General features: G+C 65.6%; 25 protein-coding genes. 18 read left to right on the forward strand and 7 right to left on the reverse strand.

All coding sequences use genetic code 11. The features are described from left to right. Positions 1-12 precede the first annotated feature (12 nt). The gene (locus HTA01S_RS07930) at positions 13-909 is read right to left on the reverse strand and encodes a DNA ligase (RefSeq protein ID WP_084235941.1); all 897 of its coding nucleotides are present in this window, start codon (positions 907-909) and stop codon (positions 13-15) included. A 46-nt stretch (positions 910-955) separates the two neighbouring features. Continuing rightward, positions 956-1,753 carry an enoyl-ACP reductase FabI gene (gene fabI / locus HTA01S_RS07935; RefSeq protein WP_068168933.1) on the reverse strand — a complete coding sequence of 266 codons (798 nt, stop codon included), beginning with the start codon at positions 1,751-1,753 and terminating at the stop codon, positions 956-958. A 95-nt stretch (positions 1,754-1,848) separates the two neighbouring features. Here fabI and HTA01S_RS07940 point away from each other — a divergent pair, with 95 nt between their 5' ends. The 15 genes from HTA01S_RS07940 (at position 1,849) to HTA01S_RS08010 (ending at position 20,024) form a co-directional block, all read left to right on the forward strand. Beyond that, the gene (locus HTA01S_RS07940; RefSeq protein ID WP_068169628.1) at positions 1,849-3,636 is read left to right on the forward strand and encodes an extracellular solute-binding protein; all 1,788 of its coding nucleotides are present in this window, start codon (positions 1,849-1,851) and stop codon (positions 3,634-3,636) included. Positions 3,637-3,789: 153 nt separating this feature from the next. Next, the gene (locus HTA01S_RS07945) at positions 3,790-4,815 is read left to right on the forward strand and encodes a microcin C ABC transporter permease YejB (RefSeq protein ID WP_068169630.1); all 1,026 of its coding nucleotides are present in this window, start codon (positions 3,790-3,792) and stop codon (positions 4,813-4,815) included. A 5-nt stretch (positions 4,816-4,820) separates the two neighbouring features. Next, positions 4,821-5,849, forward strand: a complete 1,029-nt coding sequence (locus tag HTA01S_RS07950) for an ABC transporter permease (protein ID WP_068168936.1) — start codon at positions 4,821-4,823, stop codon at positions 5,847-5,849. Between the two features lie 8 nt (positions 5,850-5,857). Next, a complete protein-coding gene (locus HTA01S_RS07955) occupies positions 5,858-7,531 on the forward strand; it encodes an ABC transporter ATP-binding protein (RefSeq protein ID WP_084235942.1) in 1,674 nt (557 codons plus the stop codon). A gap of 101 nt (positions 7,532-7,632) precedes the next feature. Further along, positions 7,633-8,430 (forward strand): DUF2189 domain-containing protein, encoded by a 798-nt coding sequence (locus HTA01S_RS07960; RefSeq protein WP_068168939.1) that lies wholly within the window; start codon positions 7,633-7,635, stop codon positions 8,428-8,430. Positions 8,431-8,447: 17 nt separating this feature from the next. Next, positions 8,448-8,669 (forward strand): DUF2788 domain-containing protein, encoded by a 222-nt coding sequence (locus HTA01S_RS07965; RefSeq protein WP_068168942.1) that lies wholly within the window; start codon positions 8,448-8,450, stop codon positions 8,667-8,669. Positions 8,670-8,833: 164 nt separating this feature from the next. Further along, positions 8,834-9,424 (forward strand): ribosome maturation factor RimP, encoded by a 591-nt coding sequence (gene rimP, locus HTA01S_RS07970; RefSeq protein WP_068168945.1) that lies wholly within the window; start codon positions 8,834-8,836, stop codon positions 9,422-9,424. Positions 9,425-9,503: 79 nt separating this feature from the next. Continuing rightward, positions 9,504-11,003 carry a transcription termination factor NusA gene (gene nusA / locus HTA01S_RS07975; protein ID WP_068168948.1) on the forward strand — a complete coding sequence of 500 codons (1,500 nt, stop codon included), beginning with the start codon at positions 9,504-9,506 and terminating at the stop codon, positions 11,001-11,003. A gap of 31 nt (positions 11,004-11,034) precedes the next feature. Beyond that, positions 11,035-13,905 carry a translation initiation factor IF-2 gene (gene infB, locus HTA01S_RS07980; RefSeq protein ID WP_068168949.1) on the forward strand — a complete coding sequence of 957 codons (2,871 nt, stop codon included), beginning with the start codon at positions 11,035-11,037 and terminating at the stop codon, positions 13,903-13,905. A gap of 20 nt (positions 13,906-13,925) precedes the next feature. Further along, positions 13,926-14,612, forward strand: coding sequence for a signal peptidase I (gene lepB, locus HTA01S_RS07985; protein WP_068168950.1), 687 nt, complete (start codon positions 13,926-13,928; stop codon positions 14,610-14,612). A 5-nt stretch (positions 14,613-14,617) separates the two neighbouring features. Continuing rightward, a complete protein-coding gene (rbfA, locus tag HTA01S_RS07990; protein WP_068168954.1) occupies positions 14,618-14,992 on the forward strand; it encodes a 30S ribosome-binding factor RbfA in 375 nt (124 codons plus the stop codon). A 2-nt stretch (positions 14,993-14,994) separates the two neighbouring features. Beyond that, on the forward strand, positions 14,995-15,981 hold the full coding sequence (gene truB, locus HTA01S_RS07995; RefSeq protein WP_068168956.1) for a tRNA pseudouridine(55) synthase TruB: 987 nt from the start codon (positions 14,995-14,997) through the stop codon (positions 15,979-15,981). Beyond that, a complete protein-coding gene (gene typA, locus HTA01S_RS08000) occupies positions 15,978-17,801 on the forward strand; it encodes a translational GTPase TypA (RefSeq protein ID WP_068168958.1) in 1,824 nt (607 codons plus the stop codon). Before truB ends, typA begins: the two co-directional genes overlap by 4 nt. A gap of 76 nt (positions 17,802-17,877) precedes the next feature. Further along, positions 17,878-18,900, forward strand: coding sequence for a DMT family transporter (locus HTA01S_RS08005; RefSeq protein ID WP_068168961.1), 1,023 nt, complete (start codon positions 17,878-17,880; stop codon positions 18,898-18,900). 23 nt (positions 18,901-18,923) lie between these two features. Beyond that, positions 18,924-20,024 (forward strand): enoyl-CoA hydratase/isomerase family protein, encoded by a 1,101-nt coding sequence (locus HTA01S_RS08010; RefSeq protein WP_068168963.1) that lies wholly within the window; start codon positions 18,924-18,926, stop codon positions 20,022-20,024. Positions 20,025-20,034: 10 nt separating this feature from the next. On the opposite strand, the gene HTA01S_RS08015 is transcribed toward HTA01S_RS08010, so the two are convergent. From HTA01S_RS08015 to smpB, 4 genes are all read right to left on the reverse strand, one after another. Beyond that, the gene (locus HTA01S_RS08015; protein WP_068168966.1) at positions 20,035-20,859 is read right to left on the reverse strand and encodes an anti-sigma factor family protein; all 825 of its coding nucleotides are present in this window, start codon (positions 20,857-20,859) and stop codon (positions 20,035-20,037) included. A 21-nt stretch (positions 20,860-20,880) separates the two neighbouring features. Next, entirely contained in the window at positions 20,881-21,417 is a 537-nt protein-coding gene (locus tag HTA01S_RS08020; protein ID WP_068168970.1) for a sigma-70 family RNA polymerase sigma factor, read from the reverse strand. 24 nt (positions 21,418-21,441) lie between these two features. Then, positions 21,442-21,816, reverse strand: a complete 375-nt coding sequence (locus HTA01S_RS08025; RefSeq protein ID WP_068168972.1) for a COG4315 family predicted lipoprotein — start codon at positions 21,814-21,816, stop codon at positions 21,442-21,444. Positions 21,817-21,912: 96 nt separating this feature from the next. After that, positions 21,913-22,407 (reverse strand): SsrA-binding protein SmpB, encoded by a 495-nt coding sequence (gene smpB / locus HTA01S_RS08030; RefSeq protein WP_068168974.1) that lies wholly within the window; start codon positions 22,405-22,407, stop codon positions 21,913-21,915. Positions 22,408-22,510: 103 nt separating this feature from the next. Between smpB and HTA01S_RS08035 the strand changes: the two genes are divergently transcribed. Both HTA01S_RS08035 and HTA01S_RS08040 read left to right on the forward strand, forming a co-directional pair. Continuing rightward, positions 22,511-22,957, forward strand: coding sequence for a type II toxin-antitoxin system RatA family toxin (locus HTA01S_RS08035; RefSeq protein WP_068168977.1), 447 nt, complete (start codon positions 22,511-22,513; stop codon positions 22,955-22,957). 9 nt (positions 22,958-22,966) lie between these two features. Continuing rightward, the gene (locus HTA01S_RS08040; RefSeq protein ID WP_068168980.1) at positions 22,967-23,296 is read left to right on the forward strand and encodes an RnfH family protein; all 330 of its coding nucleotides are present in this window, start codon (positions 22,967-22,969) and stop codon (positions 23,294-23,296) included. 30 nt (positions 23,297-23,326) lie between these two features. Here the strand turns inward: HTA01S_RS08040 and HTA01S_RS08045 are convergent, their stop codons facing one another. Further along, complete coding sequence (locus HTA01S_RS08045) at positions 23,327-23,866, reverse strand: DUF4124 domain-containing protein (RefSeq protein WP_068168982.1); 540 nt, start codon at positions 23,864-23,866, stop codon at positions 23,327-23,329. 173 nt (positions 23,867-24,039) lie between these two features. On the opposite strand from HTA01S_RS08045, the gene guaB reads away from it, so the two are divergent. Further along, complete coding sequence (guaB, locus tag HTA01S_RS08050; RefSeq protein ID WP_068168985.1) at positions 24,040-25,509, forward strand: IMP dehydrogenase; 1,470 nt, start codon at positions 24,040-24,042, stop codon at positions 25,507-25,509. Positions 25,510-25,538: the final 29 nt, after the last annotated feature.

Below are 25,538 nucleotides of genomic sequence, written 5' to 3' on the forward strand. Positions count from 1 at the left end.
CATGGCCTCGGCTCAGGGCTGCTGAGCAGCCGCTGCGCCCGGCACATTCAGGTCCAGCCCCTCGCGCACGCGCGCAAAGCTGGCAAACCGGGGCAACCCGCTCTCGTGCAGACCGCGGAAGCGGTAGGTGACCCAGCTGCCCACCGCCGGTGGATGGCGACGCTGGGCATCGCTGAAGCCCGTGCCCAGACGGAAGCGCCGTCCGTCGGGGGTCTGCACCAGCAAGGCCCCCATGAGATCCGCGTATTTGCCCCGGCCGGGCAGGTGGGCCATGACCTGGGCCTCGGCGTCTTCGTGGGTCTTGACCTTGAGCAGGTCGTCGCTGCGAACACCGCGGTAGAGCGAATCGCCACGGTGCAGCATCAAACCCTCACCCCCGTCGCGCACCACACGGTCCAGCCGGGCCATCAAGGCCGCGTGGCTGTCCACCCGCTCCTGTGGCACCGGCTGCACCCAGGCTTGACCCAGTTGGGCCACGTGCTGCCGGTAGGCCTGCAGCCGTTCGGTAAAGGTGCCTGGGTGCGCGGGCAAGTCAAACACCATGAAACGGATCGCGCGCCAGGCCTCGTCGTCGGGTGTCTGCTGCCGCACGGTGGACAGCGTCTGCTCGAACCGGCCCCGTCCTGCCCAGAGCTCGCCGTCCATGGGCTGGGCCGGCCAGCCCGCGGTGAACCAGGCGGGCGCCTGTATGACTTCACCGCCACGGGTCAGCAGGCGCTGGCCATTCCAATAGCCCCGCAGCCCATCGTACTTTTCACTGACCCAATAGGCATCGAGCCGCACGCCCGGTCGGTACACCCCCGCCAGCATGAGCGATGGGTTGTCTTTCGCTGTGGCCAGCAGGGGTGCCGCCAAGACAGCGCCCAGCAGCGCCAGCAATGATCGGCGGCGCAGCGTCGGGCGGTGCATGGTTTTTTGGCGCGGTGCGCAGGGTGTTGCGGGTCGGGCGGTGCTCTCAGGCCACCGTTTCGCTGTCGCGGCTGGCGCCCGCGGTCTGGCTGAAGCCACCGTCCACATAGGTGATCTCGGCCGTGACGCCCGAGGCCAGATCGGACAGCAAGAAGGCTGCCACGTTGCCCACGTCTTCGATGGTGATGTTGCGGCGCAAAGGCGAGGCGGCGGCGACCATGCCCAGCAGCTTGCCGAAGTCCTTGATGCCGCTGGCGGCCAGGGTCTTGATCGGGCCGGCGCTGATGCCGTTGACGCGCATGCCCCGCGGCCCCAGCGATTCGGCCAGGTAACGCACCGAGGCTTCCAGGCTGGCCTTGGCCAGACCCATGGTGTTGTAGTGGGGAATGATGCGCAAGGCACCCAGGTAGCTCAGCGTGAGCAGGGCGGCGCGGTCGTTGAGGTAGGGCAGGGCCGCCTTGGCCATGGCCGGGAAGCTGTAGGCGCTGATGTCGTGGGCGACGCGGAAGCTCTCGCGCGACAGGCCGTCGAGGAAATCGCCGGCGATGGCTTCGCGTGGCGCAAAGCCGATGCTGTGCACGAAGCCGTCAAACCTGGGCCATGCCTGGGCCAGATCGGCGAACATCCGGTCGATCTGCGCGTCCTCGCTCACGTCGCAATCGAAAATCAGCTGAGAGTCGAATTCGGCCGCGAACTCGGTGATGCGGTCCTTGAAACGTTCACCCACGTAGCTGAACGCGAGCTCGGCGCCTTGCGCGTGGCAGGCTTTGGCAACCCCATAAGCGATCGAGCGGTTGGACAGCACACCGGTGATCAGCAGCTTCTTGCCAGTGAGAAAACCCATTGCACAGACTCCAGAGAAAATTCCAGCAGAATTGTCGCATGTGCTTTTTCTGCCCCCGTCTCCGTTCGCGCTGGATCACCCAGTGGGCGGCCGCCATGGCGCTGGGGTTCAGTCCGGGCGTGTGGGCGGCACACGGCTATGCCTTGTGGGGTGAGTTGAAGTACCCGGATGGGTTCACCCATTTCGCCTACGTGAATCCTGCCGCGCCCAAGGGCGGCGAGCTTCGGCTGGTGAGCAATCTGCGGGTGTCGACCTTCGACAAATTCAACCCGTTCACCCTGCGTGGCAATGCGCCGGCCTATCTGCCGGACCTGATGTTCGACACGCTCCTGACCGGCTCGCTCGACGAAACCGGTGCCGGCTATGGCCTGCTGGCCGAAGACGTGAGCGCCGCCAGCGACGGCCTGTCGGTCACCTTCCGTCTGCGGCGTGAAGCCCGGTTCCACAACGGGAAACCGGTGCTGGCCGCCGATGTGAAACACAGCTTTGACATTCTGATGGGTCCATACACCTCGCCGGCCTACAAGACCATCCTGGAAGATGTGGCCGGGCTGGATGTGCTGGACGAGCACACGGTGCGCTACCGCTTCAAGAAGCCCAACCGCGAACTGCCGCTCACCGTGGGCGGGCTGCCGGTGTTCAGCCGCGCCTGGGGCGACGCCCTCGACCCCAAAACCGGCCGGCGCAAGACCTTCGATCAGGTGGTGATGGACCCGCCCATTGGCAGCGGCCCCTACAAGATCGGCCCGGTGCAGTTCGGCAAGGACATCACCTATGTGCGCGATCCGGGCTACTGGGCGCGCGACCTGCCGGTGCGCCGGGGCACGGCCAACTTCGACCGCATCACGGTCAAGATCTACAAGGACAACACCGCGCGGCTGGAGGCACTGAAGGCCGGTGAGTTCGACCTGATGCGCTTCTTCTCGGCCGGTGACTGGGCGCGCCGGGTCAACGGCAAGCGTTTCAACACCGGCGAACTGGTCAAGGCCGAGTTCAGCCACCGCCTGCCCATGGGGTTCCAGAGCTACGTGCTCAATACCCGTCGCAAGCCGCTGGACGACATCCGCGTGCGCGAGGCGCTGGGTCTGGCGATGGACTACGAGTGGATGAACCGCCAGTTGTTCTACGGCGGCTACCAGCGCGTGCAGGGGCTGTTTGGCAACACCGATTGCTCGCCCACCGGGGAGCCCGGGTCGCAGGAGCTGGCACTCATGCAGCGCTGGCGTGCCCAATTGCCTGCGGCTGCCTTCGGGCCCATGTACACACCGCCCCGTACCGACGGCGAGAACTCGCTGCGCGCCAACCTCCGGCGGGCCCAGGCCTTGTTGCGTGAAGCGGGCTGGACCGTGCAGGGTGGTCAATTGCGCAATGCGCAGGGGCAGGCCATGGTGCTGGAATACCTGGACAGCGCCGAAACCGGTGCCCGGGTGGTCACGCCCTGGATGCGCAACCTCGAAAAGCTCGGTATCGAACTGAGGTTCCGACCCGTGGATTTCGCGCTGTACCAGCAGCGGCTGCGCGGTTTCGACTTCGACATCATCTCCATCGCCTTTGGCGGCACACCCAACCCTGGCGCCGAATACGCGGACCTGTTCGGTAGCCACGCGGCAAAAACCGAAGACTCGGGCAACTTCGCCGGCGTGAACAACCCGGCGGTGGACGCACTCATCGCGCGCATGGTCGATGCCCGCACGAAGCCGGACTTCCTGGCCGCCTGCCGCGCACTGGACCGCGTCATCAGCCACAGCCACTACCTAATCCCGCAGTGGTCGGCAACCACCCACCGCATGGTCTACAACGCCTGGCGGCTGGAGCGGCCGAAGGACATGCCGCCCTACGCCGCCGGGGAAGGTTGGGCCATCGACACCTGGTGGTCGCGGTGACCACCCCCATCGCTTGCTCGCTGCGCGTAGCCGCTCAGCCCCTCAAGGGGCAACGCTGGCGGCCCGGCAAAGCCGGTTCCGCGGCGTTCTGGACAGAATCCGTTCGCGCCGGATCATCCCGTTTTGATCCATGAGATCGGTTACAAACTGACCATGTGGGTCTACATCCTCAAACGCCTCCTGCTCATGATCCCGACGCTGTTCGGGGTCCTGCTGCTCACCTTCGTGGTGATCCAGTTCGTGCCGGGCGGGCCGGTGGACCAGTACCTGGCCGAGGCGCGCACCGGGCGGGGCGGCAGCGCTGAAGGGGGCTCGGTGTACCGCGGTGCCCAGGGCGTGGACCCACAGAGGCTGGAGCAGATCAAGGCGCTGTATGGCTTTGACAAGCCGGCGCACGAGCGCTTCGTCCAGATGCTGGGGCAGTTCGCGCGCTTTGACCTGGGCACCAGCTTCTTCCAGAACAAGGCGGTGTCGGAACTCATCATCGAGAAGCTGCCGGTGTCGATCAGCCTGGGCCTGTGGACCTTCTTCATCAGCTACCTGGTGGCCGTGCCGCTGGGGGTGGCGAAGGCCGTGCGCGCCGGTTCACGTTTCGATCTGGTCACCACGCTGCTCGTGCTCGTGGGCTACGCCATCCCCGGTTTTGTGCTGGGTGTGGCGCTGCTGGTGATCTTTGGCGGGCAACTGCAGTGGTTCCCACTGCGCGGCCTGACCTCGTCCAACTGGGAGGAACTCAGCTGGGGTGCACGCATCGTGGACTACCTCTGGCACATCACCCTGCCCATCACCGCCATGGTGCTGGGCAGCTTTGCGGTGACGGCGATGCTCACGAAGAACGCCTTTCTGGAGGAAATCCGCAAGCAGTATGTGGTGACGGCGCGGGCCAAGGGCCTGAGCGAGCGCCAGGTGCTGTGGAAGCACATTTTTCGCAACGCGCTCATTCCCATCGTCACGGGTTTTCCGTCGGCCTTCATCGGTGCGTTTTTCGCCGGCTCGCTGCTGATCGAGACCCTGTTTTCGCTGGACGGGCTGGGTCTGCTGAGCTACGAGAGCGTGATCCGGCGCGACTATCCCGTGGTGCTGGGCACGCTGTTCTTCTTCACGCTGATCGGGCTGGTGACCAAGCTGGTTTCCGATCTCTGTTACGTGTGGGTCGACCCGCGCGTCAAGTTTGATTGAGCGAGATGGCCGCCGCTTCCCCCTCCCGCCGCGCCTGGCAGCGCTTCAAGCGCAACCGCCTGGGTTACTGGAGTCTGGTGATCTTTTGCGTGCTGGTGGTGGCCAGCCTGTTCGCCGAACTGCTGTCCAACGACCGGCCGCTGATCGTGCGCTACGAGGGCAACACCTATTTCCCGATGGTGCGCGACTACCCGGAAACCGTGTTCGGGGGCGACTTTGAAACCACCACCGATTACCTCGACCCCTTCATCCGCGAACAGCTGAGCCGTGGCAACAACTGGGCACTCTACGCGCCCAACCCCTACGGGCCGAAGACGCTCAACTATTTTGCGAAGGAGCCCAACCCCTCGTCGCCCACGCTGGACAACTGGTTCGGTACCGACGACCGCGGGCGCGACCTGTTGGCCCAGCTGATCTACGGCTTTCGCGTCAGCGTGCTGTTTGCGCTGGCGCTCACTGCCATCGGGGTGGCCTTGGGGGTGGTCACGGGCGCCATCCAGGGCTTCTTTGGCGGCAAGACCGACCTGGCGTTCCAGCGGTTCATCGAAATCTGGGGTTCCATGCCCGAGCTGTACCTGCTCATCATCTTCTCCGCCGTGTTCGCGCCCAGCATCAGCCTGTTGCTGGTGCTGCTGAGCCTGTTCGGCTGGATGGGCCTGTCGGACTATGTGCGCGCGGAATTCCTGCGAAATCGCCAGCTCGACTACGTGCGGGCCGCGCGGGCGTTGGGTCTGTCGAACTGGCAGATCATCTGGCGCCATGTCTTGCCGAACAGCCTGACACCGGTCGTGACCTTTTTGCCGTTCCGCATGAGCGCGGCCATCCTGGCGCTCACGTCGCTGGACTTCCTGGGCCTGGGCGTGCCGCCGGGCACGCCGTCCCTGGGTGAACTGCTCAGCCAGGGCAAGAACAACATCGACGCCTGGTGGATATCCATGTCCACCTTCGCCGTGCTGGTGATCACGCTGCTGCTGCTGACCTTCATGGGCGATGCGCTGCGCGACGCGCTCGATCCACGCAAGGCCGACCAATGAGTGCCCCCATGCTCCCCGCCGCGCGTGGTTCGCTGCCCTCCGAGGAGGCTGCTCCGCCTTGGGACGGTCCGGCGGCGGGGTTCGGCGCTGCGCTGCTCGACGTCAAAGGTTTGCGCGTGGCGTTCGGCGCCCAGGAAGTCGTGCACGGCATCGACTTCTCCATCCGGGCCGGCGAAAAGTTGGCCCTGGTGGGTGAGTCGGGCTCGGGCAAGACGGTTTCCGCGCTCTCGCTGCTGCGCCTGGTGCACAACGCCGAGGTCAGCGGCTCGGCGCTGCTGCAAGGGCGCGATCTGCTGCAGATGAGCGAACACCAGTTGCGCGGCGTGCGCGGCGACGAGGTGGCCATCATCTTCCAGGAGCCCATGACCGCGCTCAACCCGCTCTACACCGTGGGCGACCAGATCGGCGAGGTGCTGCAGCTCAAGAAGGGTCTCACGCCCCGGCAGGCGCTGGCGGCCACGGTCGAGCTGTTGGCCTCCACCGGTATTCCCGAGCCCGCGCGGCGCGCCAACGCCTTCCCGCACCAGCTCAGCGGTGGCCAACGCCAGCGCGCCATGATCGCCATGGCGCTGGCCAGCAGCCCGAAGCTGCTGCTGGCCGACGAGCCCACCACCGCGCTCGACGTGAGCCTGCGCGGCCAGATCCTCGATCTGCTGGCCGATCTGCAGCGCCAGCACGGCATGGCGGTGCTGCTGATCACCCACGACCTGAACCTGGTGCGCCGTTTTGCCGACCGCGTGGCGGTCATGGAACGCGGCCATCTGGTGGAGCAGGGCGGCGTGGCCGAGGTGTTTGACGCGCCGCAGCACGCCTACACCCGCATGCTGATGGCCAGCAAACCCGAGCGCGACGTGGTGCCGGCGCCGGCTCAGGCGGCGGCGCCGGTGTTGAGGGCGCGGGGGCTGCGGGTGGGCTATCCCGTGCCCTTGCCGGGGCTGCGCGGCTGGTTCAGCAAGGGCGAGTTCGTGGCGGTGCAGGGGGCCGACCTGGATATTGCGCCCGGCCAGACCCTAGGGGTGATCGGCGAATCCGGCTCCGGCAAGTCCACGCTGGCCCTGGCGGTGCTGGGCCTGCTGCCGCATGGCGGCGAGCTGGCCGTGACAGGGCTGGACTGGGCCGAGGCCTTGCGCACGGGGCAGGCCCGCGCTCTGCGACAGCGCATCCAGGTGGTGTTCCAGGACCCGTTCTCATCGCTTTCGCCGCGCATGACCATCGAGCAGATCGTGGGAGAGGGCCTGCTGGTGCACCAGCCGCAACTCTCCGCCGCTCAGCGGCGGGAGCGGGTGGTGGTGGCCTTGGCCGACGTGGGCCTGGTGGACGATCCGCGCCACGGCAGCGACTGGCTGCAGCGCTACCCGCACGAGTTTTCCGGCGGGCAGCGCCAGCGCCTGGCCATCGCTCGCGCGCTCATCGTGGGGCCGCGCCTGCTGGTGCTCGACGAGCCGACCAGCGCGCTGGACGTGACGGTGCAGAAACAGGTGCTCGGTCTGCTGCAGCGCCTGCAGCGCGAGCGCGGCCTGAGCTATCTGCTCATCACACACGATGTGGACGTGATCCGGGCCATGGCGCACGACGTGCTGGTCATGAAAGACGGCCAGGTGGTCGAGCAGGGTTCCGTGCAAAACGTGCTGGAATCGCCCGGGCATTCCTACACGCACATCCTGGTTCAGGCATCGTCCTGAGAGGGGCCACACTGTGGCCTCTTGACTTTTATCAACCCCAAACAGGGGCCGGCCGGTTACAACACGCGGTTTGCCCGGCCCTCCGTCTTCTGGAACACAGCATGAACGACAGGCTTTCCCATCCACCCGCCACCCTGCCTGCCCCCGTCACCCTGCGCTCCCCCCTGCGCTGGCTGGCGCTGGGCTGGGCCGATCTGCGGCGCAACCCGGCACCCGGCCTGATCCACGGCCTGCTGCTGGCGGCGTTCGGCTGGCTGCTGCTGTGGGCCGCACGCGACCAGTTCTGGTGGCTCGCGGGCGCGTTTTCGGGCTTTCTCATCGTCGCACCCATCCTGGCCACCGGTCTGTACCACGTCAGCCGGGCCTGCAGCCGCGGCCACTGCGTGGGCATGGCCGAGGTGCTCCAGCTCTGGCGCTCGGGCGACGGCCGCCTGGTGCGTTTCGGCCTGCTGCTGGGGCTGGCGGGCACCGGCTGGGTGCTCACCTCCGCCGGTCTGATCACGCTGTGGTCGCCTGAGCCAATCCTGAAACCAGTCGATTTCCTGCGCCACGTGGTGCTCGTGCGCGACATCGGCCTGTTTGAAGTCTGGTTGCTGATGGGCGCGTTGTTGGCGGCCCCGGTCTACGCGTCCAGCGTGGTGGCGCTGCCCATGCTGGTGGATACCTCGGTCCCGGTGAGCATGGCGGTGGCCGAGAGCTGGCGAGCGGTGGCCACCCACCCGGGCCCCATGGCGCTGTGGGCGCTGGTGATCGCCGTCCTGGCCGGCATCGGCATGCTGACCGCGCTGCTGGGCCTGATCGTTCTCATTCCCGTGATCGCCCATGCCAGCTGGCACGCCTACTGCGATCTGAGCCAGCGCCTACCCGATCTCCAGGCGTCCGCGCCGACCCAGACCTGAATCCCACCGCTTTCATCATGGAAACCACCCTCTTTGGCTATACCGAAGGTCAGATTGCCCAGTTCGGACTGACTTTTGGTGTCGGCGCGTTCATTTTGTACATGCTGTTCATCGTGCTGAACCTGGCGCTGGAATCCAAAGCGGGCAAATTCGGAACCTTCGTTCTTTTCCTGGTGTTGTCGTTCGGCATGCTGGGTTTCCTGGCGAAAAACATCATCCAATGGGTGCTGGGGATATGAATTCGGCGCTTCGGTGCCTGATCGCCTGTGCGATCTTGCAAACGGGAGAGTAGACGGGTTACAATCCCGGCTTCACGACCAAATGGGCGGGTTACTACCGGCCCATTTTTTTTGGCCGAACGCTTTTCCTTTCACGCAAACCCTCAGGGCAGACACCACACAAGATGGCTTGGCAAGACACCGTAGAGCAGACCGTCACCGGACTGGGTTATGACCTGGTGGACCTTGAACGCTCCGCCAGTGGTTTGTTGCGGGTCACCATCGACTGGCCATGGCAGGCGCCGCAGGACGGGCAGGAACTGCCGGTCGAGCGTTTCGTGACGGTGGAAGACTGCGAGAAAATCACCCGCCAGCTGCAGTATCTGCTGGAGGTCGAGGGGCTGGAGTACCGGCGGCTGGAAGTGGGCTCTCCGGGCATCGATCGGCCGCTCAAGCGGGAGATCGATTACGTCCGATTTGCCGGCCACGTGGTGGACATCACCCTGAAGGCGCCGATCGGTGCCACGGGAACGGACGTCTCGGCCAATCGGAAAAAATTTCGCGGCACGCTGGAGCGCGCCGCCGATGGGGTGCAGTGGCAGGTGGTCTGGAGCGATGCGCCCGAACCCAAGCCCGGGCAGCGCGTGAGTAAGAAGCGTGTGCCTCCGCCTCTGCAGGCGCTGACCTTTGCGCTGGATGATGTCCAGCAGGCACGGCTGGCGCCCATTGTGAATTTCAAGGGCCGGCAGGCCCCGGGTGCAGCGGGCCCCCATTGAATGGCGCACGCTGCGTGGAAATGCATGGAAGCAACTGTTTTGAATCTGAAAACGATATCCGGAAAGGTGGGCGAGTGATATGAACCGCGAAATGTTGATGCTGATCGATGCCATCTCGCGCGAGAAAAACGTCGAACGCGACGTGGTGCTGGGCGCCGTTGAACTGGCGCTGGCCTCGGCCACCAAGAAACTCTACAAGGGCGATGTGGACATCCGTGTCGCGATGGACCCGGACACCGGCGCCTACGAGACCTTCCGTCGCTGGCTTGTCGTGCCCGATGAAGCCGGTCTGCAGAATCCGGACGCCGAAGAGCTGCTGAGCGATGCGCGCGACGAGATCGCCGACATCGAAGAGGGCGACTACATCGAAAAACCGGTCGAGAGCGTGCCCATTGGCCGCATCGGTGCCATGGCCGCCAAACAGGTGATCCTGCAGAAGATTCGCGACGCCGAGCGCGAGATGCTGCTCAACGATTTCATGTCACGCGGCGACAAGATCTTCGTCGGCACCGTCAAGCGCATGGACAAGGGCGACCTGATCGTCGAGAGCGGCCGTGTCGAAGGCCGGCTCAAGCGTGGCGAGATGATCCCGAAGGAAAACTTCCGCACGGGCGACCGTGTGCGCGCCATGATCATGGAAGTGGACCTCACCCTGCGTGGTGCACCGATCCTGCTGTCGCGCTCGGCGCCCGAGTTCATGATCGAACTGTTCCGCCAGGAAGTGCCCGAGATCGAACAGGGCCTGCTCGAGATCAAGACCTGTGCCCGCGACCCCGGTTCGCGCGCCAAGATCGCGGTGCACACCAACGACAAGCGCATTGACCCCATCGGCACCTGCGTCGGTGTGCGGGGCTCGCGCGTCAACGGTGTGACCAACGAACTGGCCGGCGAGCGCGTGGACATCGTGCTCTGGAGCGAAGATCCGGCCCAGTTCGTCATCGGCGCCCTGGCGCCGGCCAATGTGCAGTCCATCGTGGTCGACGAAGAGCGTCACGCCATGGACGTGGTGGTGGACGAGGAAAACCTCGCCATCGCCATCGGTCGCGGCGGCCAGAACGTGCGCCTGGCGTCCGAGCTGACCGGCTGGCGCATCAACATCATGACGGCCGACGAGTCGGCCCAGAAGCAGGCCGAAGAGGCCGACGGCATCCGCAAAATTTTCATGGCCAAGCTGGATGTGGACCAGGAAATCGCCGACATCCTGATCGAGGAAGGTTTCACCAGCCTCGAAGAAGTGGCCTACGTGCCGCTGCAGGAGATGCTGGAAATCGAGTCCTTTGACGAGGACACGGTCAACGAGCTGCGCACCCGCGCCAAGGATGCCCTGCTGACCATGGAAATTGCCCGGGAAGAAAGCGTCGAGGAGGTTTCGCAGGACCTGCGCGACCTCGAAGGCGTGACCCCCGAGCTGATCGGCAAACTCGCCGATGCGGGCATCCACACCCGCGACGAGCTGGCCGACCTGGCCACCGACGAGTTGACCGACATCACCGCACAGACGCCTGAAGAGGCCACAGCGCTGATCATGCTGGCCCGCGCGCACTGGTTTACCGGTGACGAAGCGCAATCCACGAATTGACCAGCGGAGGCCCCAGCGGAGAAAAGAACCTATGACAAGTACCACCGTCGCCGAATTGGCTGCCGAGCTGAACAAGCCCACCTCCGTTTTGCTGGAGCAACTCTCCGCATCCGGGGTTCCCAAGACGTCCGGGACCGATCCGGTCACCGAATCCGACAAGCAGATGCTGCTGGGCCATCTCAAGGCCAGCCATGGCACGGTCGGTGGTGAGCGCAAGAAGATCACTCTCGTCAAGAAGTCGACCTCTGAAATCAAGCAGGCCGATGCCACCGGACGTGCCCGCACGATCCAGGTGGAAGTGCGCAAGAAGCGCACCTTCATCAAGCGCGATGACGAAATCGTTGCGCCCGAGCCGGTTGCCGAGCCGGTGGCCCCCGCACCCGTGGTGGACAAGGAAGAACTGACCCGGCGCGAGGAAGACGCCCGTCGGCAGGCTGAGCTGCTGCGCCGCCAGGAAGAAGAGCTGACCCAGAAGCGTCTGGAGCGCGAGGCCGAAGAGGCGCGCCAGGCCGAGGCCGAGCGGGCCCGTGCTGCCGCCGAGGCCGCCCAGGCTGCCGCTCAGGCCGCGGCCGCGCAGCAAGAAGAATCCGTTGTCACCGACGAAGCCGCGCAAGCCGAACGTGCGGCCAAGCAGACCCAGGCCAAGACCGCGACGCTGGAGCGTGAATCGGCGGCCCGCGTGCTGGCCGACAAGAACGCAGAGACCAAGAAGACCGAGGAACTGCGTGCCCAGGATCTGGTGGAGCGTCGCCGCAAGGCCGAGGCCGAAGCCGCCAACATCCGCGCCATGATGGCCGCCCCGGCCAAGACCCTGGTGGCCAAGAAGCCCGAGCCCACGCCCGACCCCAAGGCCGGCATCAAAGGCACTTTGCACAAGCCCGCAGGGACGCCCGGCAAACCCGCCCCCGCGGTGGCCGGTGCGACTGCCGCGCCGGGCGCGGCTGGGAAGAAGGAGGTCAAGTCCGAGAACCTGTCGTCCACCTGGAAGGACGACGCGGCCAAGAAGAAGGAAATCAAGACCCGTGGCGACACCAGCGCCGGACGCTCCAACTGGCGCGGTGGTCCGCGCGGTGGCAGTGGCCGCCGCAACGACCGCGACAGCCGCGATGCGGGCCAGAGCAGCTTCGTGGCGCCGACCGAGTTCAAGGTGCTCGAAGTGCATGTGCCGGAAACCATCACGGTGGCCGAGCTGGCGCACAAGATGAGCCTGAAGTCGTCCGAGGTCATCAAGCAGTTGATGAAGCTGGGCCAGATGGTCACCATCAACCAGCCGCTGGACCAGGACACCGCCATGATCGTGGTGGAAGAGCTGGGCCACAAGGCCGTCGTGGCCGCGCTGGACGATCCGGAAGCCTTCACCGACGAAGATGCCTCGCAACACGAAGCCGAGTTGCTGCCACGTGCGCCTGTCGTCACCGTCATGGGTCACGTCGACCACGGCAAGACCTCGCTGCTGGACTACATCCGCCGCGCCAAGGTGGCCGCGGGCGAGGCCGGCGGCATCACGCAGCACATTGGCGCCTACCACGTGGAAACCCCGCGCGGCGTGATCTCATTCCTCGATACCCCGGGTCACGAGGCGTTCACCGCCATGCGGGCCCGTGGTGCGCAGGCGACCGACATCGTGATCCTGGTGTGTGCCGCCGATGACGGTGTCATGCCGCAGACCAAGGAAGCCATCAAGCACGCGAAAGCGGCGGGTGTGCCCATGGTCGTTGCACTCACCAAGATTGACAAGCCCGGCATCAACCTGGAGAAGGTGCGTTCGGAGCTGGTGTCCGAAGAGGTCGTGCCCGAAGAATTCGGTGGCGACGTGCCCTTCGTGGGCGTGTCGGCCAAGACCGGCGAGGGCGTGGACGCGCTGCTCGAACAGGTGCTGCTGCAGGCCGAAGTGCTGGAGCTCAAGGCGCCGGTGGACGCCATGGCCAAGGGCCTGGTGATCGAAGCGCGCCTGGACAAGGGCCGCGGTGCGGTGGCCACGGTGCTGGTGCAGAGCGGTACGCTCAAGACCGGCGATGTGATCCTGGTCGGTCAGACCTCGGGCCGCGTGCGTGCCATGCTCGACGAAAATGGCAAGACCATCAAATCCGCTGGTCCGTCCATCCCGGTGGAGATCCAGGGTCTGGCCGAAGTGCCTCAAGCCGGTGACGATTTCATGGTGATGACCGACGAGCGCCGTGCGCGCGAGATCGCGACCTACCGCGCCGGCAAGTTCCGCAACACCAAGCTGGCCAAACAGCAGGCGGCCAAGCTGGAGAACATGTTCACCGATATGTCCGCCGGCGAAGTCAAGGTGCTGCCGATCATCGTCAAGGCCGACGTGCAGGGTTCGCAGGAAGCGCTGGGCGCCTCGTTGCTCAAGCTCTCGACCGACGAGGTCAAGGTGCAGCTGGTGTTCTCGGGCGTCGGCGGCATCAGCGAGTCCGACGTCAACCTGGCCATCGCGTCCAAGGCCGTGATCATTGGCTTCAACGTGCGTGCCGATGTGGGTGCACGCAAGCTGGCCGAGGGCAACGACGTGGACCTGCGTTACTACAACATCATCTACGACGCCGTGGACGAGTTGAAGGCGGCCATGTCGGGCATGCTGGCACCGGAGAAGCGCGAAGAGGTCATCGGCTCGGCCGAGATCCGCACCGTCTTCGTGGCCTCCAAGATCGGTACCGTGGCGGGCTGTATGGTCACCTCGGGCATGGTCACCCGCAACGCGCACTTCCGCCTGCTGCGCGACAACGTGGTGGTCTACACCGGCGAGATCGACACGCTCAAGCGCCTCAAGGACGATGTGCGCGAAGTCAAGGAAGGCTTCGAGTGCGGTATCAAGCTCAAGAACTACAACGACATCCGTGAGGGTGATCAGCTGGAGTTCTTCGAGGTCAAAGAAGTGGCCCGTACGCTTTGATGCCTGGAGCACAAGACACCATGCGCCCGTCCAAAGGTTTCTGGCCAGAGTACAAGGGGCTGATGCTGTTCATCGGCTTCATGCTCGTGTTCCGCTCGGCCGTGGCCGACTGGAACTACGTGCCGTCCTCGTCCATGAACCCCACCCTGGTGGCGGGCGACCGTGTCGTGGTGAACAAGCTTGCCTACAGCCTGCGTGTGCCTTTCACGCTGACCCACATCACCCGCTGGGCCGAGCCCGAGGCGGGCGACGTGGTGACGTTCGACTCGCCCGCCGATGGCCTGAACCTGATCAAACGGGTGGTGGCGGTCGGCGGTGACACGGTCGAGATGCTCGACAACACCCTGATCGTCAATGGCCAGGCACAAGAACGGGTATTGCTCGACAGTGCCCGCACCGTGCCCACCGAGCAGGGTCCGCTGTCTGTGGAGGTCTGGCTTGAGAGCCTCGGCCAGCGTCGGCACGAAACCGCGCTGATTCCGCCGCTCAACCATGTCAAGGCGTTTGACCCGGTGCGGGTTCCCGAAGGGCATGTGCTGGTGTTGGGCGATAGCCGCGACAACAGCCGGGACTCGCGTTTCATCGGATTCATCGACGTCCACCGCATCACGGGCCGTGCCGAGCGCGTGGCTCTGTCGCACAATCCGCAGCGCTTCTACGTGCCGCGCGCTCAGCGCTGGTGGTTGCCGTTGGAAAGCGGGGTCTGAAGACCATGGCCGTCAAGAAATCATCCACTCCCAATCGCGGCTTCCGCGTGGCCGACCAGATCCAGCGCGATCTGTCCGAGCTGATCGCGCGCGAACTCAAGGACCCGCGGGTGGGCATGGTCACGATCAACGCGGTCGAGGTCACACCCGACTATGCGCACGCCAAGGTGTTTTTCAGCCTGCTCACCGGCGATCCGGCCGAGACCCTGCAAGGCCTGAACACCGCGGCTGGTTTTCTGCGCAGTGGCCTGTTCAAGCGCCTGCACATCCACACCGTGCCCACGCTGCACTTCGTGTTCGACCGCACCACCGAGCGCGCGGCCGACATGAACGCCTTGATTTCCAAGGCGGTGGCCTCTCGTTCCAAAGACGGAGACTGACCATGCAGCGCCTAAGCACCAGGGTGCAACGGCGCCCTGTGCATGGGGTGCTGTTGCTCGACAAACCGCTGGGTCTTTCCAGCAACCAGGCTCTGCAAAAGGCCAAATGGCTGCTGCGCGCCGAAAAAGCCGGCCACACCGGCACGCTGGATCCACTGGCGACTGGCGTGCTGCCCCTGTGTTTCGGTGCCGCCACCAAGTTCAGCCAGCTCCATCTGGATGCCGACAAGACCTACGAGACCACCGTGCGGCTGGGGGTGAAGACCCGCACCGGCGACGCCGAGGGCGAGGTGATCGAGACCCGGCCCGTGACCTGCAGCGTGGGTCAGGTGGTCGAGGTGCTGGACCGTTTCACCGGCCCGATCGAGCAGGTGCCGCCCATGCACAGCGCCCTGAAGAAGGACGGCAAGCCGCTCTACGAATACGCCCGCGATGGCGAGACGGTCGAGCGCGAAGCACGCCATGTGGTGATCCACGAACTGGAGTTGCTCGACATGCAGCTCCAGGGCGAAGCCCCTCAGCTGCGGCTGCGCGTGCGCTGCAGCAAAGGCACCTACATCCGCACCCTGGGCGAAGACATCGGTGAAGCGCTCGGCTGTGGCGGGCACCTCATCATGTTGCGCCGCACCGCCACCGGCCCGTTCGACGAATCACAGTGCACCACGCTCGAAGCGCTGGAGGCCGACAGCGAAGCGCAACGCGTGGCCCGACTCTTGCCTGTAGACATCCTGCTGGGCGGGCACACACCGGTGGCGCTCGATGCCGAAGGCGCCGGACGCTTCCTCAGTGGCGTTCGCCGTCGGGGCAACTGGCCCGATCAGGGGCAGGTGGCCGTGTTCGGCCCCGGGCCCGGAGCCGAATCCAGCGAAAACGAACCATCGCCCAGGCCCGTCCTGCTGGGCAGTGGCCACACCCAAGGTGGTGAACTGATCCCGGGGCGGCTGCTGAGCCCCATCGAAATACAGCAAATCCTGGAAACCGCAACATGAGCAAACAAATCCGCAACATCGCCATCATCGCCCACGTTGACCATGGAAAAACCACCATGGTTGACCAGTTGCTGCGCCAGTCCGGCACCTTCGCCGAGCACGAAAAAGTGGTCGACACCGTGATGGACAACAACGCCATCGAGCGCGAGCGTGGCATCACCATCCTGGCCAAGAACTGCGCGGTCAGCTGGCAGGGCACCCACATCAACATCGTCGATACCCCCGGCCACGCGGACTTCGGTGGTGAAGTGGAGCGCGCGCTGTCCATGGTGGACGGCGTGGTGCTGCTGATCGACGCCCAGGAAGGCCCGATGCCCCAGACCCGCTTCGTGACCAAGAAGGCGCTGGCCCTGGGCCTCAAGCCCATCGTGGTGGTCAACAAGGTGGACAAGCCCGGTGCCAACCCCGACAAGGTCATCAACGCCGCCTTCGACCTGTTCGACAAGCTCGGCGCGAACGACGAACAGCTGGACTTCCCCGTGGTCTACGCCTCCGGCATCAACGGCTGGACCTCGCTGGAAGAGGGCGCGCCCGGTGAGCAGTGGGGCCCGGACATGTCGGCGCTGTTCAACACCGTGCTCAAGCACGTGCCGGCCCAGCAGGGTGACCCAGCGGCGCCCCTGCAACTGCAGATTTCCGCACTCGACTTCTCGACTTTCGTGGGCCGCATCGGCGTGGGCCGCATCAGCGCGGGCACCATCAAGCCTTCGATGGACGTGCTGGTCATGGAAGGTCCGGACGGCAAGTCCTTCAAGGGCCGTGTCAACCAGGTGCTCACGTTCCAGGGTCTGGACCGCGTGCAGGTGACCGAAGCCGGTCCGGGCGACATCGTGCTGATCAACGGCATTCCCGACATCGGTATCGGCGTGACCGTGACCGATCCGCTCAGCCCGGCACCGCTGCCCATGCTCAAGGTCGACGAGCCGACGCTGACCATGAACTTCTGCGTCAACACCAGCCCGCTGGCCGGCCGCGAAGGCAAGTACGTCACCAGCCGCCAGATCTGGGACCGGCTGCAAAAGGAACTGCAGCACAACGTCGCGCTGCGTGTGAAGGAAACCGACGAAGACGGCATTTTTGAAGTGATGGGCCGTGGTGAACTGCACCTGACCATCCTGCTGGAAAACATGCGCCGCGAAGGCTACGAACTCGCGGTGTCCAAGCCGCGCGTGGTGTTCCGGGATGTGGACGGCGTGCGCCACGAGCCTATCGAGCTGGTGACGGCCGACATCGAGGAGCAGCACCAGGGCGGCGTGATGCAGGCGCTGGGCGAGCGCAAGGGTGAGCTGGTGAACATGGAGCCGGACGGCCGTGGCCGCGTGCGCCTGGAGTACCGCATTCCGGCGCGTGGCCTGATCGGTTTCACCAACGAGTTCCTGAACCTGACCCGTGGTTCGGGCCTGATCTCCAACATCTTCGACAGCTATGAGCCGCACAAGGGCGACATTGCCAGCCGCAAGAACGGCGTGCTGATCTCCATGGACGACGGTGAAATCTTCACCTACGCCCTGGGCAAGCTCGACGACCGTGGCCGCATGTTCGTCAAGGCCGGTGACCCGGTGTACGAAGGCATGATCGTCGGCATCCACAGCCGCGACAACGACCTGGTGGTCAACGCCACGCGCACCAAGCAGCTGACCAACTTCCGTGTCTCCGGCAAGGAAGATGCCATCAAGATCACGCCCCCGATTGATCTGAACCTGGAATACGGTGTGGAATTCATCGAGGACGACGAACTGGTGGAAATCACGCCCAAGTCCGTGCGTTTGCGCAAGCGCCACCTGAAAGAGCAGGACCGCAAGCGCGCCAGCCGCGATTGAGCCTGGACCCCACGCTCCGCCGCCGGGCCGTGCGCCTGGGGCGGGGCGACCGGGGCCACCGCGCGAACCACCCACCATGCCCTTCAAGGCCCTGAACCGCCTGACCCACACCCAGGCGGTGTTCCTCATGCTGGCGGTGACCCTCATGTGGTCGATCGCCGGTGTGGTTTCGCGCCAACTGGAGTCGGCCGCGCGTTTTGAGGTGACGTTCTGGCGCAGCGCGTTCACCGCGCTCTCGCTGCTGGTGATCCTGCCGATCTGGCGCCACATGGACCGCGGCCAGGGCCTGCTGCCACCAGAGCGGACCGACACCGGGCCGTGGCGCCTCTGGCTCAAGCGCCACTGGGGCCTGATTCCGGAGTCCGGGGCGTTCTGGATTTCCGGCGTGTGCTGGAGCGTGATGTTCACCGCCTTCATGCTCGCGCTGACCTTCACCAGCGTGGCCAACGTGCTGGTGATCATGTCGGTGGGGCCCTTGTTCACCGCGTTGATTGCGCGCATCTTCATCGGCCATCGCCTGGCCACACGCACCTGGCTGGCCATCGTGGCGGCCGGTGCAGGCATCGCCTACATGTACGGCAGCCAGTTCGTCGCTGCCGTGACCCACCCCGAGATCGATACCGGCGGACTGTTGCTGGGCTCGCTGTTTTCCCTGTGCGTGCCCGTGGCCGGTGCCATCAACTGGACGGTGGTGCAGCGCGGCCAGACCCATGGCGAAAAGATCGACCTGGTGCCCTCGGTGCTGCTGGGCGCGGTGATCTCGTCGCTGCTCACCTGGCCGCTGGCAATGCCTTTCGCCGCCACGGGCAGCGACGTGGCCTGGCTGGCCCTGCTGGGCCTGGTGCAACTGGCCATCCCTTGCGCGCTGTCGGTGGTCTGCGCCCGTGTGCTCAAGGCGCCCGAGGTCTCGCTGCTGGCCCTGCTCGAAGTCATCTTCGGCATTCTCTGGGCCTGGATCGGGGCCGGCGAAGTGCCGGGCGACGAAGTGCTGCTGGGCGGCAGCCTGGTCATCGGCGCCCTGGTGCTCAACGAACTGCTGGGCTGGCGTTCGCGCGCCGGCATGCCACGTATCCAGACGGTCGACAAACCGCCACAATGAACGCTTCCTCCGGAAACACGAAGATGAACGCTCCCACCGCCGAAACCCACGTCGTCGCCGAGATCCAGGGCCGGGTCGGCTGCATCACGTTGAACCGGCCCAAGGCGCTCAACGCCCTGTCGTTGGAGATGCTGCGCGCCATCACCCAGGCGCTGCTGGCCTGGAAAGACGACGGCATGGTGCTGGCCGTGGTGGTGCGTGGCGTGAACAAGGAAGGCCCGTTCGGCGCCTTCTGCGCGGGGGGCGACATCCGCTTCTTCCACCAGGCCGCGCTCGCAGGCAACCCCGCGCTGGAAGATTTCTTCACCGAAGAGTACGCGCTCAACCACCTGATCCACACCTACCCCAAGCCCTACATCGCGCTCATGGACGGCATCGTCATGGGCGGTGGCATGGGCATCAGCCAGGGTGCGAGCCTGCGCATCGTCACCGAGCGCAGCAAGCTCGCCATGCCCGAAACCAACATCGGCCTGTTCCCCGACGTGGGAGGCGGCTACTTCCTGAGCCGTTGCCCGGGCCGCCTGGGCGAATACCTCGCGCTGACGGGCCATGTGCTGGGCGCACGCGACGCCATGGCTGCGGGCTTGGCCGACGGTTTCATCGAATCCGGCCGTCTGCCTGGCTTGTGGGCCTCGCTGGCACAGACTCCGTTTGAAAACGGCGCCTCGGTGGAGCGCTGGTGCGCCAGCCACCTGAGCACCACGGTCGTTCCCGGTGCCTGGCCCATGCCGGAAATCGATCGCGTGTTCGCGCTGCCCGATCTCACGCAGATCATCACCACGCTGGAGGCCACCGACAGCGACTGGGCGCGCGCCACCGCCGCCACCCTGCGCCAGCGTTCACCGCTCATGCTGCATGTGGTGCTGGAGCAAGTGCGCCGCGCGCGCGCCATGGGCCTGGCCGACGACCTGCGCATGGAGCGGGACATGGTGCATCACTGCTTCCATCTGCGGCCCGGTGCGCAGAGCGAGACGGTGGAAGGCATTCGTGCGCTGGCGGTGGACAAGGACCACGCCCCGCGCTGGAACCCGCCGCGCATCGAAGACGTGACGCCCGCGCAGGTGGCCGCGTTCTTTGAGAGCCCCTGGGCTGCCAACGCACACCCCTTGCGTCAGCTGGGCTGACCTCGATTCCTCAGAGCTGGCCGTGAACCGCACGGGCCAGCGCCAGCAGGGTCTCGCGGGGCAGGGGGCCTGCCAGGGCGTAGCCAAAGCCCTGATCCACCCAGTAAAAGCGCGGTACCGGGCCATCGTCCGTGAAGCGAAACGCGGTTTCATCCCCAGCCGCGCCGTTCGGGCCGGTGTCCAGTGCGCCCAGGTACAAGGTCAGTCGGACGCCGCTGGCGTCCTGGTACATGAACTGGGCGCGCGCGCCGGTGTCACCCGGCAGCAGGCGGCCCCCCATCAACTGGTAGCCCTGCGGGCCCAGGTCCGGCATGGCCAGCGGCTTGCCCAGGCGCTTGGAGAGCCATTGCACCAGATGCGCCTGTTCGCTCGCGGAAACTTCCACGGGGTGGCGGACCTCGGGTGAATACACCACGTGGGCCACGGCCGCCTGCTGCGCAAACGCCAGGCTCCGTTGCCCCGCCAAGCTGGGCGTGCCCGCCCGACCTGGCCATGACCCGTGGCTCAGCCAACCCAGGCCGAAGGCCACCACCACGCTGGCAGCCATGCCGCCCCAGCGCCACCAGTCGTTGGTCTGGCGGCGAGTGGCGGCGGCACGTCCCAGCACGTCGCGCATCGGCTGCGGCACCGGCGCCTCCAGCAGGGGAGCATGCAGTGCCCGCAGGGCTTCGCGCTGCGCACGCCAGTCGGCGAGCCGGCGGCTGGCCTCAGGCTGCTGCAAGAGCCGCGCTTCGATGGCCTGGCGGTCCGCGGGCGGCAGGTGGCCGTCGATGAGGGCGTGCAGCTCATCGTCGGTCACGGGGGCGGCAACGGGCGGTGGCATCTCGGGTTTCATGGGTTCACTCATCCAGCAAATTCACTTCAGCCGGCGCAACGGCACCGGCTCGGCTGCACGCGGCAAGCCGGCCGCGGTCGGTGCGCCATCCATCAGGGCCTGCAGCCGGTGGCGAGCCCGCGACAGCCGGGACATCACCGTGCCTTCTGGCACGCCCGTGATCCGGGCCACGGTCTTGTACGACAGGTCTTCCAGCGTCACCAGCAGCAGCACCTCGCGCTGTTCCTCCGGTAATAGCAGCAGGCAGCGCTGCAGATCGAGCGCGGTGTCGGTGGGCAGGGCTGGCGCGATCAGTTCGGCTTCGCTGTCGTCCACATCCACCTCGCGTCCGGCGGCGTTCTGTCGTCGGACGCGTTGCAACTGGTTCATGTACAGGTTGTGCATCAGGGTGAACAGCCAGGCGCGCAGATCCGTACCCTCGCGCCACAGCCGGTGTTTCGTGCAGGCACGCTCCAGCGTGTCCTGCACCAGGTCGTCGGCCGCCCAGGCATCGCCCGTCAGCGCCCGCGCATAGCGCCGAAGACCGGGGATTTCGCTCAGGAGCTCGTTCGGATGCATGCGCAGGGCAGGGAAGAGCGGAACTCAGGGCTTGGCCGCGTGCCAGACATTGTTGACGCCGTCGCCGGTGGCGTCGCCAGGTTTGCTGTCCTTGACCCAGTAGTACAGCGGCTTGCCTTTGACGGCCCATTGTTTCTTGCCGTCGTCGCGCGTGATCACGGTGAAATCGCCGCTGGGCTGGTCGCTGTCGGCCGCCATGAGTGGCGGCCAGTTGGTGGCGCAGGGGCCGTTGCAGACGGATTTGCCGCTGCCGGCCACATCCTTGTCGAAGATGTAGAGCGTCATCTGGTTGGGGCCCACCAGCATGCCGTTCATGGTTTTGGCCGGCACCTCAGCGTAAACGGATGCGGTGGCGCCCAGCAGGGCGAGGGTCAGGGTGGCGAGCACGGGGAACTTCATGGAAACCTCCAGTGGGGATGTTGCGGAACGCAGCACAGGGCTGCACTCACACAAACACCCGGGAGACCCGGTTTATTCCCGGTGCTCGCAAAAAAACTAGCGGTGGCGCGACTTCATCACCCGCTCCACCTCGCGCTTGCCCTCGCGCTCCTTGATGGTGTCGCGCTTGTCGTGTTCGGCCTTGCCCTTGGCCAATGCCAGCTCGCATTTCACCTTGCCGTTTTTCCAGTGCAGGTTCAGTGGCACCAGGGTGTAGCCCTTCTGCTCGATCTTGCCGATGAGGCGGCGGATCTGGTCCTTGTGCAGCAGCAGTTTCTTGGTGCGCACCGCGTCCGGGCTGATGTGGGTGGAGGCGGTGTTGAGCGGGTTGATCTGGCAACCGATCAGAAACAGCTCGCCCGCCCGGATCACCACGTACCCGTCGGTGAGCTGCACCTTGCCTTCGCGCAGGGCCTTGACCTCCCAGCCTTCGAGCACCACCCCGGCCTCGAAGCGCTCTTCGATCGCGTAGTTGTAGAACGCTTTTTTGTTGTCGGCGATGCGGGTGTCGACGCCCTTGGCGGGCGCGGTCTTGCTGGGTTTGGTGGCCATGGGGTTTCAGTTGCGGCCGTTTCAGGCCAATACAATGGCAGCGAACACGCTGCGCGGGCGCCTTGCCGAATCTGGCAGATGGCCCTGAATGCACGCCGATTGTATGAAAACGATTCAAAAGTCTGTTTTGCTTTGGCACAGCGCGCACGAGATGTTCGCACTGGTGACCGATGTGCACCATTACCCGCAGTTCCTGCCCTGGTGCGATCACAGCGAAGTGATCGAGCGCGATGCGGGTGGCATGGTGGCCCGTGTCGGCATGGCGCTCAGTGGCCTGCGTCACAGCTTCACCACCCGCAACACCCATGTGGACGATCGCCAGGTGCTCATGGAGCTGGTGGACGGGCCGTTTTCACACCTGGAAGGTTGCTGGGATTTCACCCCGCTGGGCGACGGCAGTCAGCGGGCCTGCAAAGTGGAGTTTCGCCTGACCTATGGCTTTTCCAGCCAGACCCTGGCCACCCTCGTGGGGCCGATTTTCGACAAGATCGCCGGCAATCTGGTGGACGCCTTCGTCAAGCGCGCCGACCAGGTCTATGGTGCGGGCTGAGGGCACGGCATGAACATCACCCTGATGTACGCCAGCGCCGCACGCGAGGTGCATGAGCAGGCGCTGTCGGTGGACGGAGCCTGTACCCTGTGGCAGGCGCTGGAGCAGGCGGGCTGGCTGCAGCGTTTTCCGGAGATCGCGGCGCAAGGTCTGAGCACCGGCATCTGGAACCACAAAGCCGGTCCCGACACTGTGCTGCGCGAGGGGGACCGGGTGGAGGTCTACCGGCGGCTGCGGGTGGACCCCAAGGTGGCACGTCGGGAGCGTTTCGTAGGGCAGGGCGCGCGCGGCGCCGGTCTGTTTGCCCGCAGGCGCCCGGGCTCCAAGGCGGGTTACTGAGTCAAGTCAGACACAGCGCGCGAAACGCCTTCACTTGGGCGCAGGGAGCGGGCCGCAGTCGGAGCGCACGATGGCGTCGAGGCGCTTGCTTTCGGCCGCCCGGGCGTTGTCGTCCATGATTTCGCGCTCGCCCTTGGCGTTCATCGTGGCCATGCGCACACCCGAGTCGAGCGTGGTTTTGGCGCGCTTGGCACGTTCGCAGTTTTCAGCGCGGGCCTTGGCCAGTTTGGCCGCCTCGGCCTTCTTCTTGGCTTGCTCGGCTTCTTCGGCTTGTTTCTTCTTGGCTTCCAGTTCGTCGTCGCGCCCACTCAATTTCGGAGCGGTGGTCGGAGCGGTCGCGGCGGGAGTTGTTTCGGCGGCGGGCGCTTCGGCAGGCGTGGCGCGGGCGCCAGGGCCCTTCAGAATGTTCTTGTCCGGCACGCCCGCTGGTGGCGGCGTGTCGCTGAACACGCGGTTGCCGGAGCTGTCGATCCACTGCCATTGCGCCAGAACGCTGCCACAGCCGAGCAGTGCCACAGCCGCGACGGACCAGGCGCGTTTGAATGTTGGGGAGAGTGTGCGATGAGCCATGGGCCGCAGTTTAACGGCCTCGCCAGGCAAACGGCTTGACATACCACCATGCAAGGTCAACAAGAAGTGGTTTGGGTCGCTTTTTGTCACTCCCGTGCCCGGATTTTGACATCCGGGCCTTGAATGGGCATGAGGTGGTGGCGGATACAATGGCGCTTTTGGAGCTTTACCCCATGCGCCTACTCGGCAAAGCGCTCACCTTCGACGACGTGTTGCTGGTGCCAGCGTACTCCCAGGTCCTGCCCAAGGACACCTCGCTCGCCACCCAGTTCTCCCGCAATATCAAGCTGAACCTTCCCCTGGTTTCCGCGGCCATGGACACCGTCACGGAAGCGCGACTGGCGATCGCGATTGCCCAGGAAGGCGGCATCGGCATCATCCACAAGAATCTCACCCCGCAGGAGCAGGCCGCCCACGTGGCCAAGGTCAAGCGCTACGAGTCGGGCGTGCTGCGCGATCCGGTGGTGATCTCCCCGCAGACCACGGTGCATCAGGTCATGAAATTGTCCGACGACCTCGGCATCTCCGGCTTCCCGGTGGTCGAGGCCGGCCGGGTGGTCGGCATCGTCACCGGGCGCGACCTGCGCTTCGAAACCCGCTTCGATCTGCCGGTCAGCGAGATCATGACGCCACGCGAGCGCCTGATCACCATGCCCGACGGCACCACGCCGGCCGAGGCCAAGACCCTGCTCAACAAGCACAAGCTGGAGCGCCTGCTGCTCGTGAACGACGCGTTCGAGCTCAAGGGCCTGATCACGGTCAAGGACATCACCAAACAGCTCAACTTCCCCAATGCCGCGCGCGATGCGTCGGGCCGACTGCGCGTGGGCGCGGCGGTTGGCGTGGGCGAGGGCACCGAAGAACGCGTCGAAGCGCTGGTGAAGGCCGGCGTGGACGCCATCGTGGTGGACACGGCCCACGGCCACAGCAAGGGCGTGATCGACCGCGTGCGCTGGGTCAAGCAGAACTACCCACAGGTGGACGTGATCGGCGGCAACATCGCCACCGGCGGTGCGGCCATGGCGCTGGTGGAAGCCGGCGCCGACGGCGTCAAGGTCGGCATCGGCCCGGGCTCGATCTGCACCACGCGCATCGTGGCCGGTGTGGGCGTGCCCCAGATCATGGCCATCGACAATGTGGCCACCGCCTTGCAAGGCACGGGCGTGCCCATGATCGCCGACGGCGGCATCCGCTACAGCGGCGACATCGCCAAGGCCATCGCGGCCGGCGCCAACACGGTGATGATGGGCGGCATGTTCGCCGGCACCGAAGAGGCGCCGGGCGAGATCGTGCTGTACCAGGGTCGCAGCTACAAGAGCTACCGCGGCATGGGCTCCATCGGCGCCATGCAGCAGGGCAGCGCCGACCGCTACTTCCAGGAATCCAGCACCGGCAATCCCAACGCCGACAAGCTGGTGCCCGAAGGCATCGAAGGCCGCGTACCCTACAAGGGCTCGGTCGTGTCCATCATCTTCCAGATGGCCGGCGGCCTGCGGGCCTCCATGGGCTACTGTGGTTGCCCCACCATCGAGCACATGCGGCACAAGGCGGAGTTTGTCGAGATCACCTCGGCCGGCATCCGCGAGAGCCATGTGCACGACGTGCAGATCACCAAAGAGGCGCCGAACTACCGCGCCGAGTGATCGTCGTGCGACCCACACCACCGCCCGAG

The organism is Hydrogenophaga taeniospiralis CCUG 15921, assembly GCF_001592305.1.
Taxonomy (GTDB): Bacteria; Pseudomonadota; Gammaproteobacteria; order Burkholderiales; family Burkholderiaceae_C; genus Hydrogenophaga; species Hydrogenophaga taeniospiralis.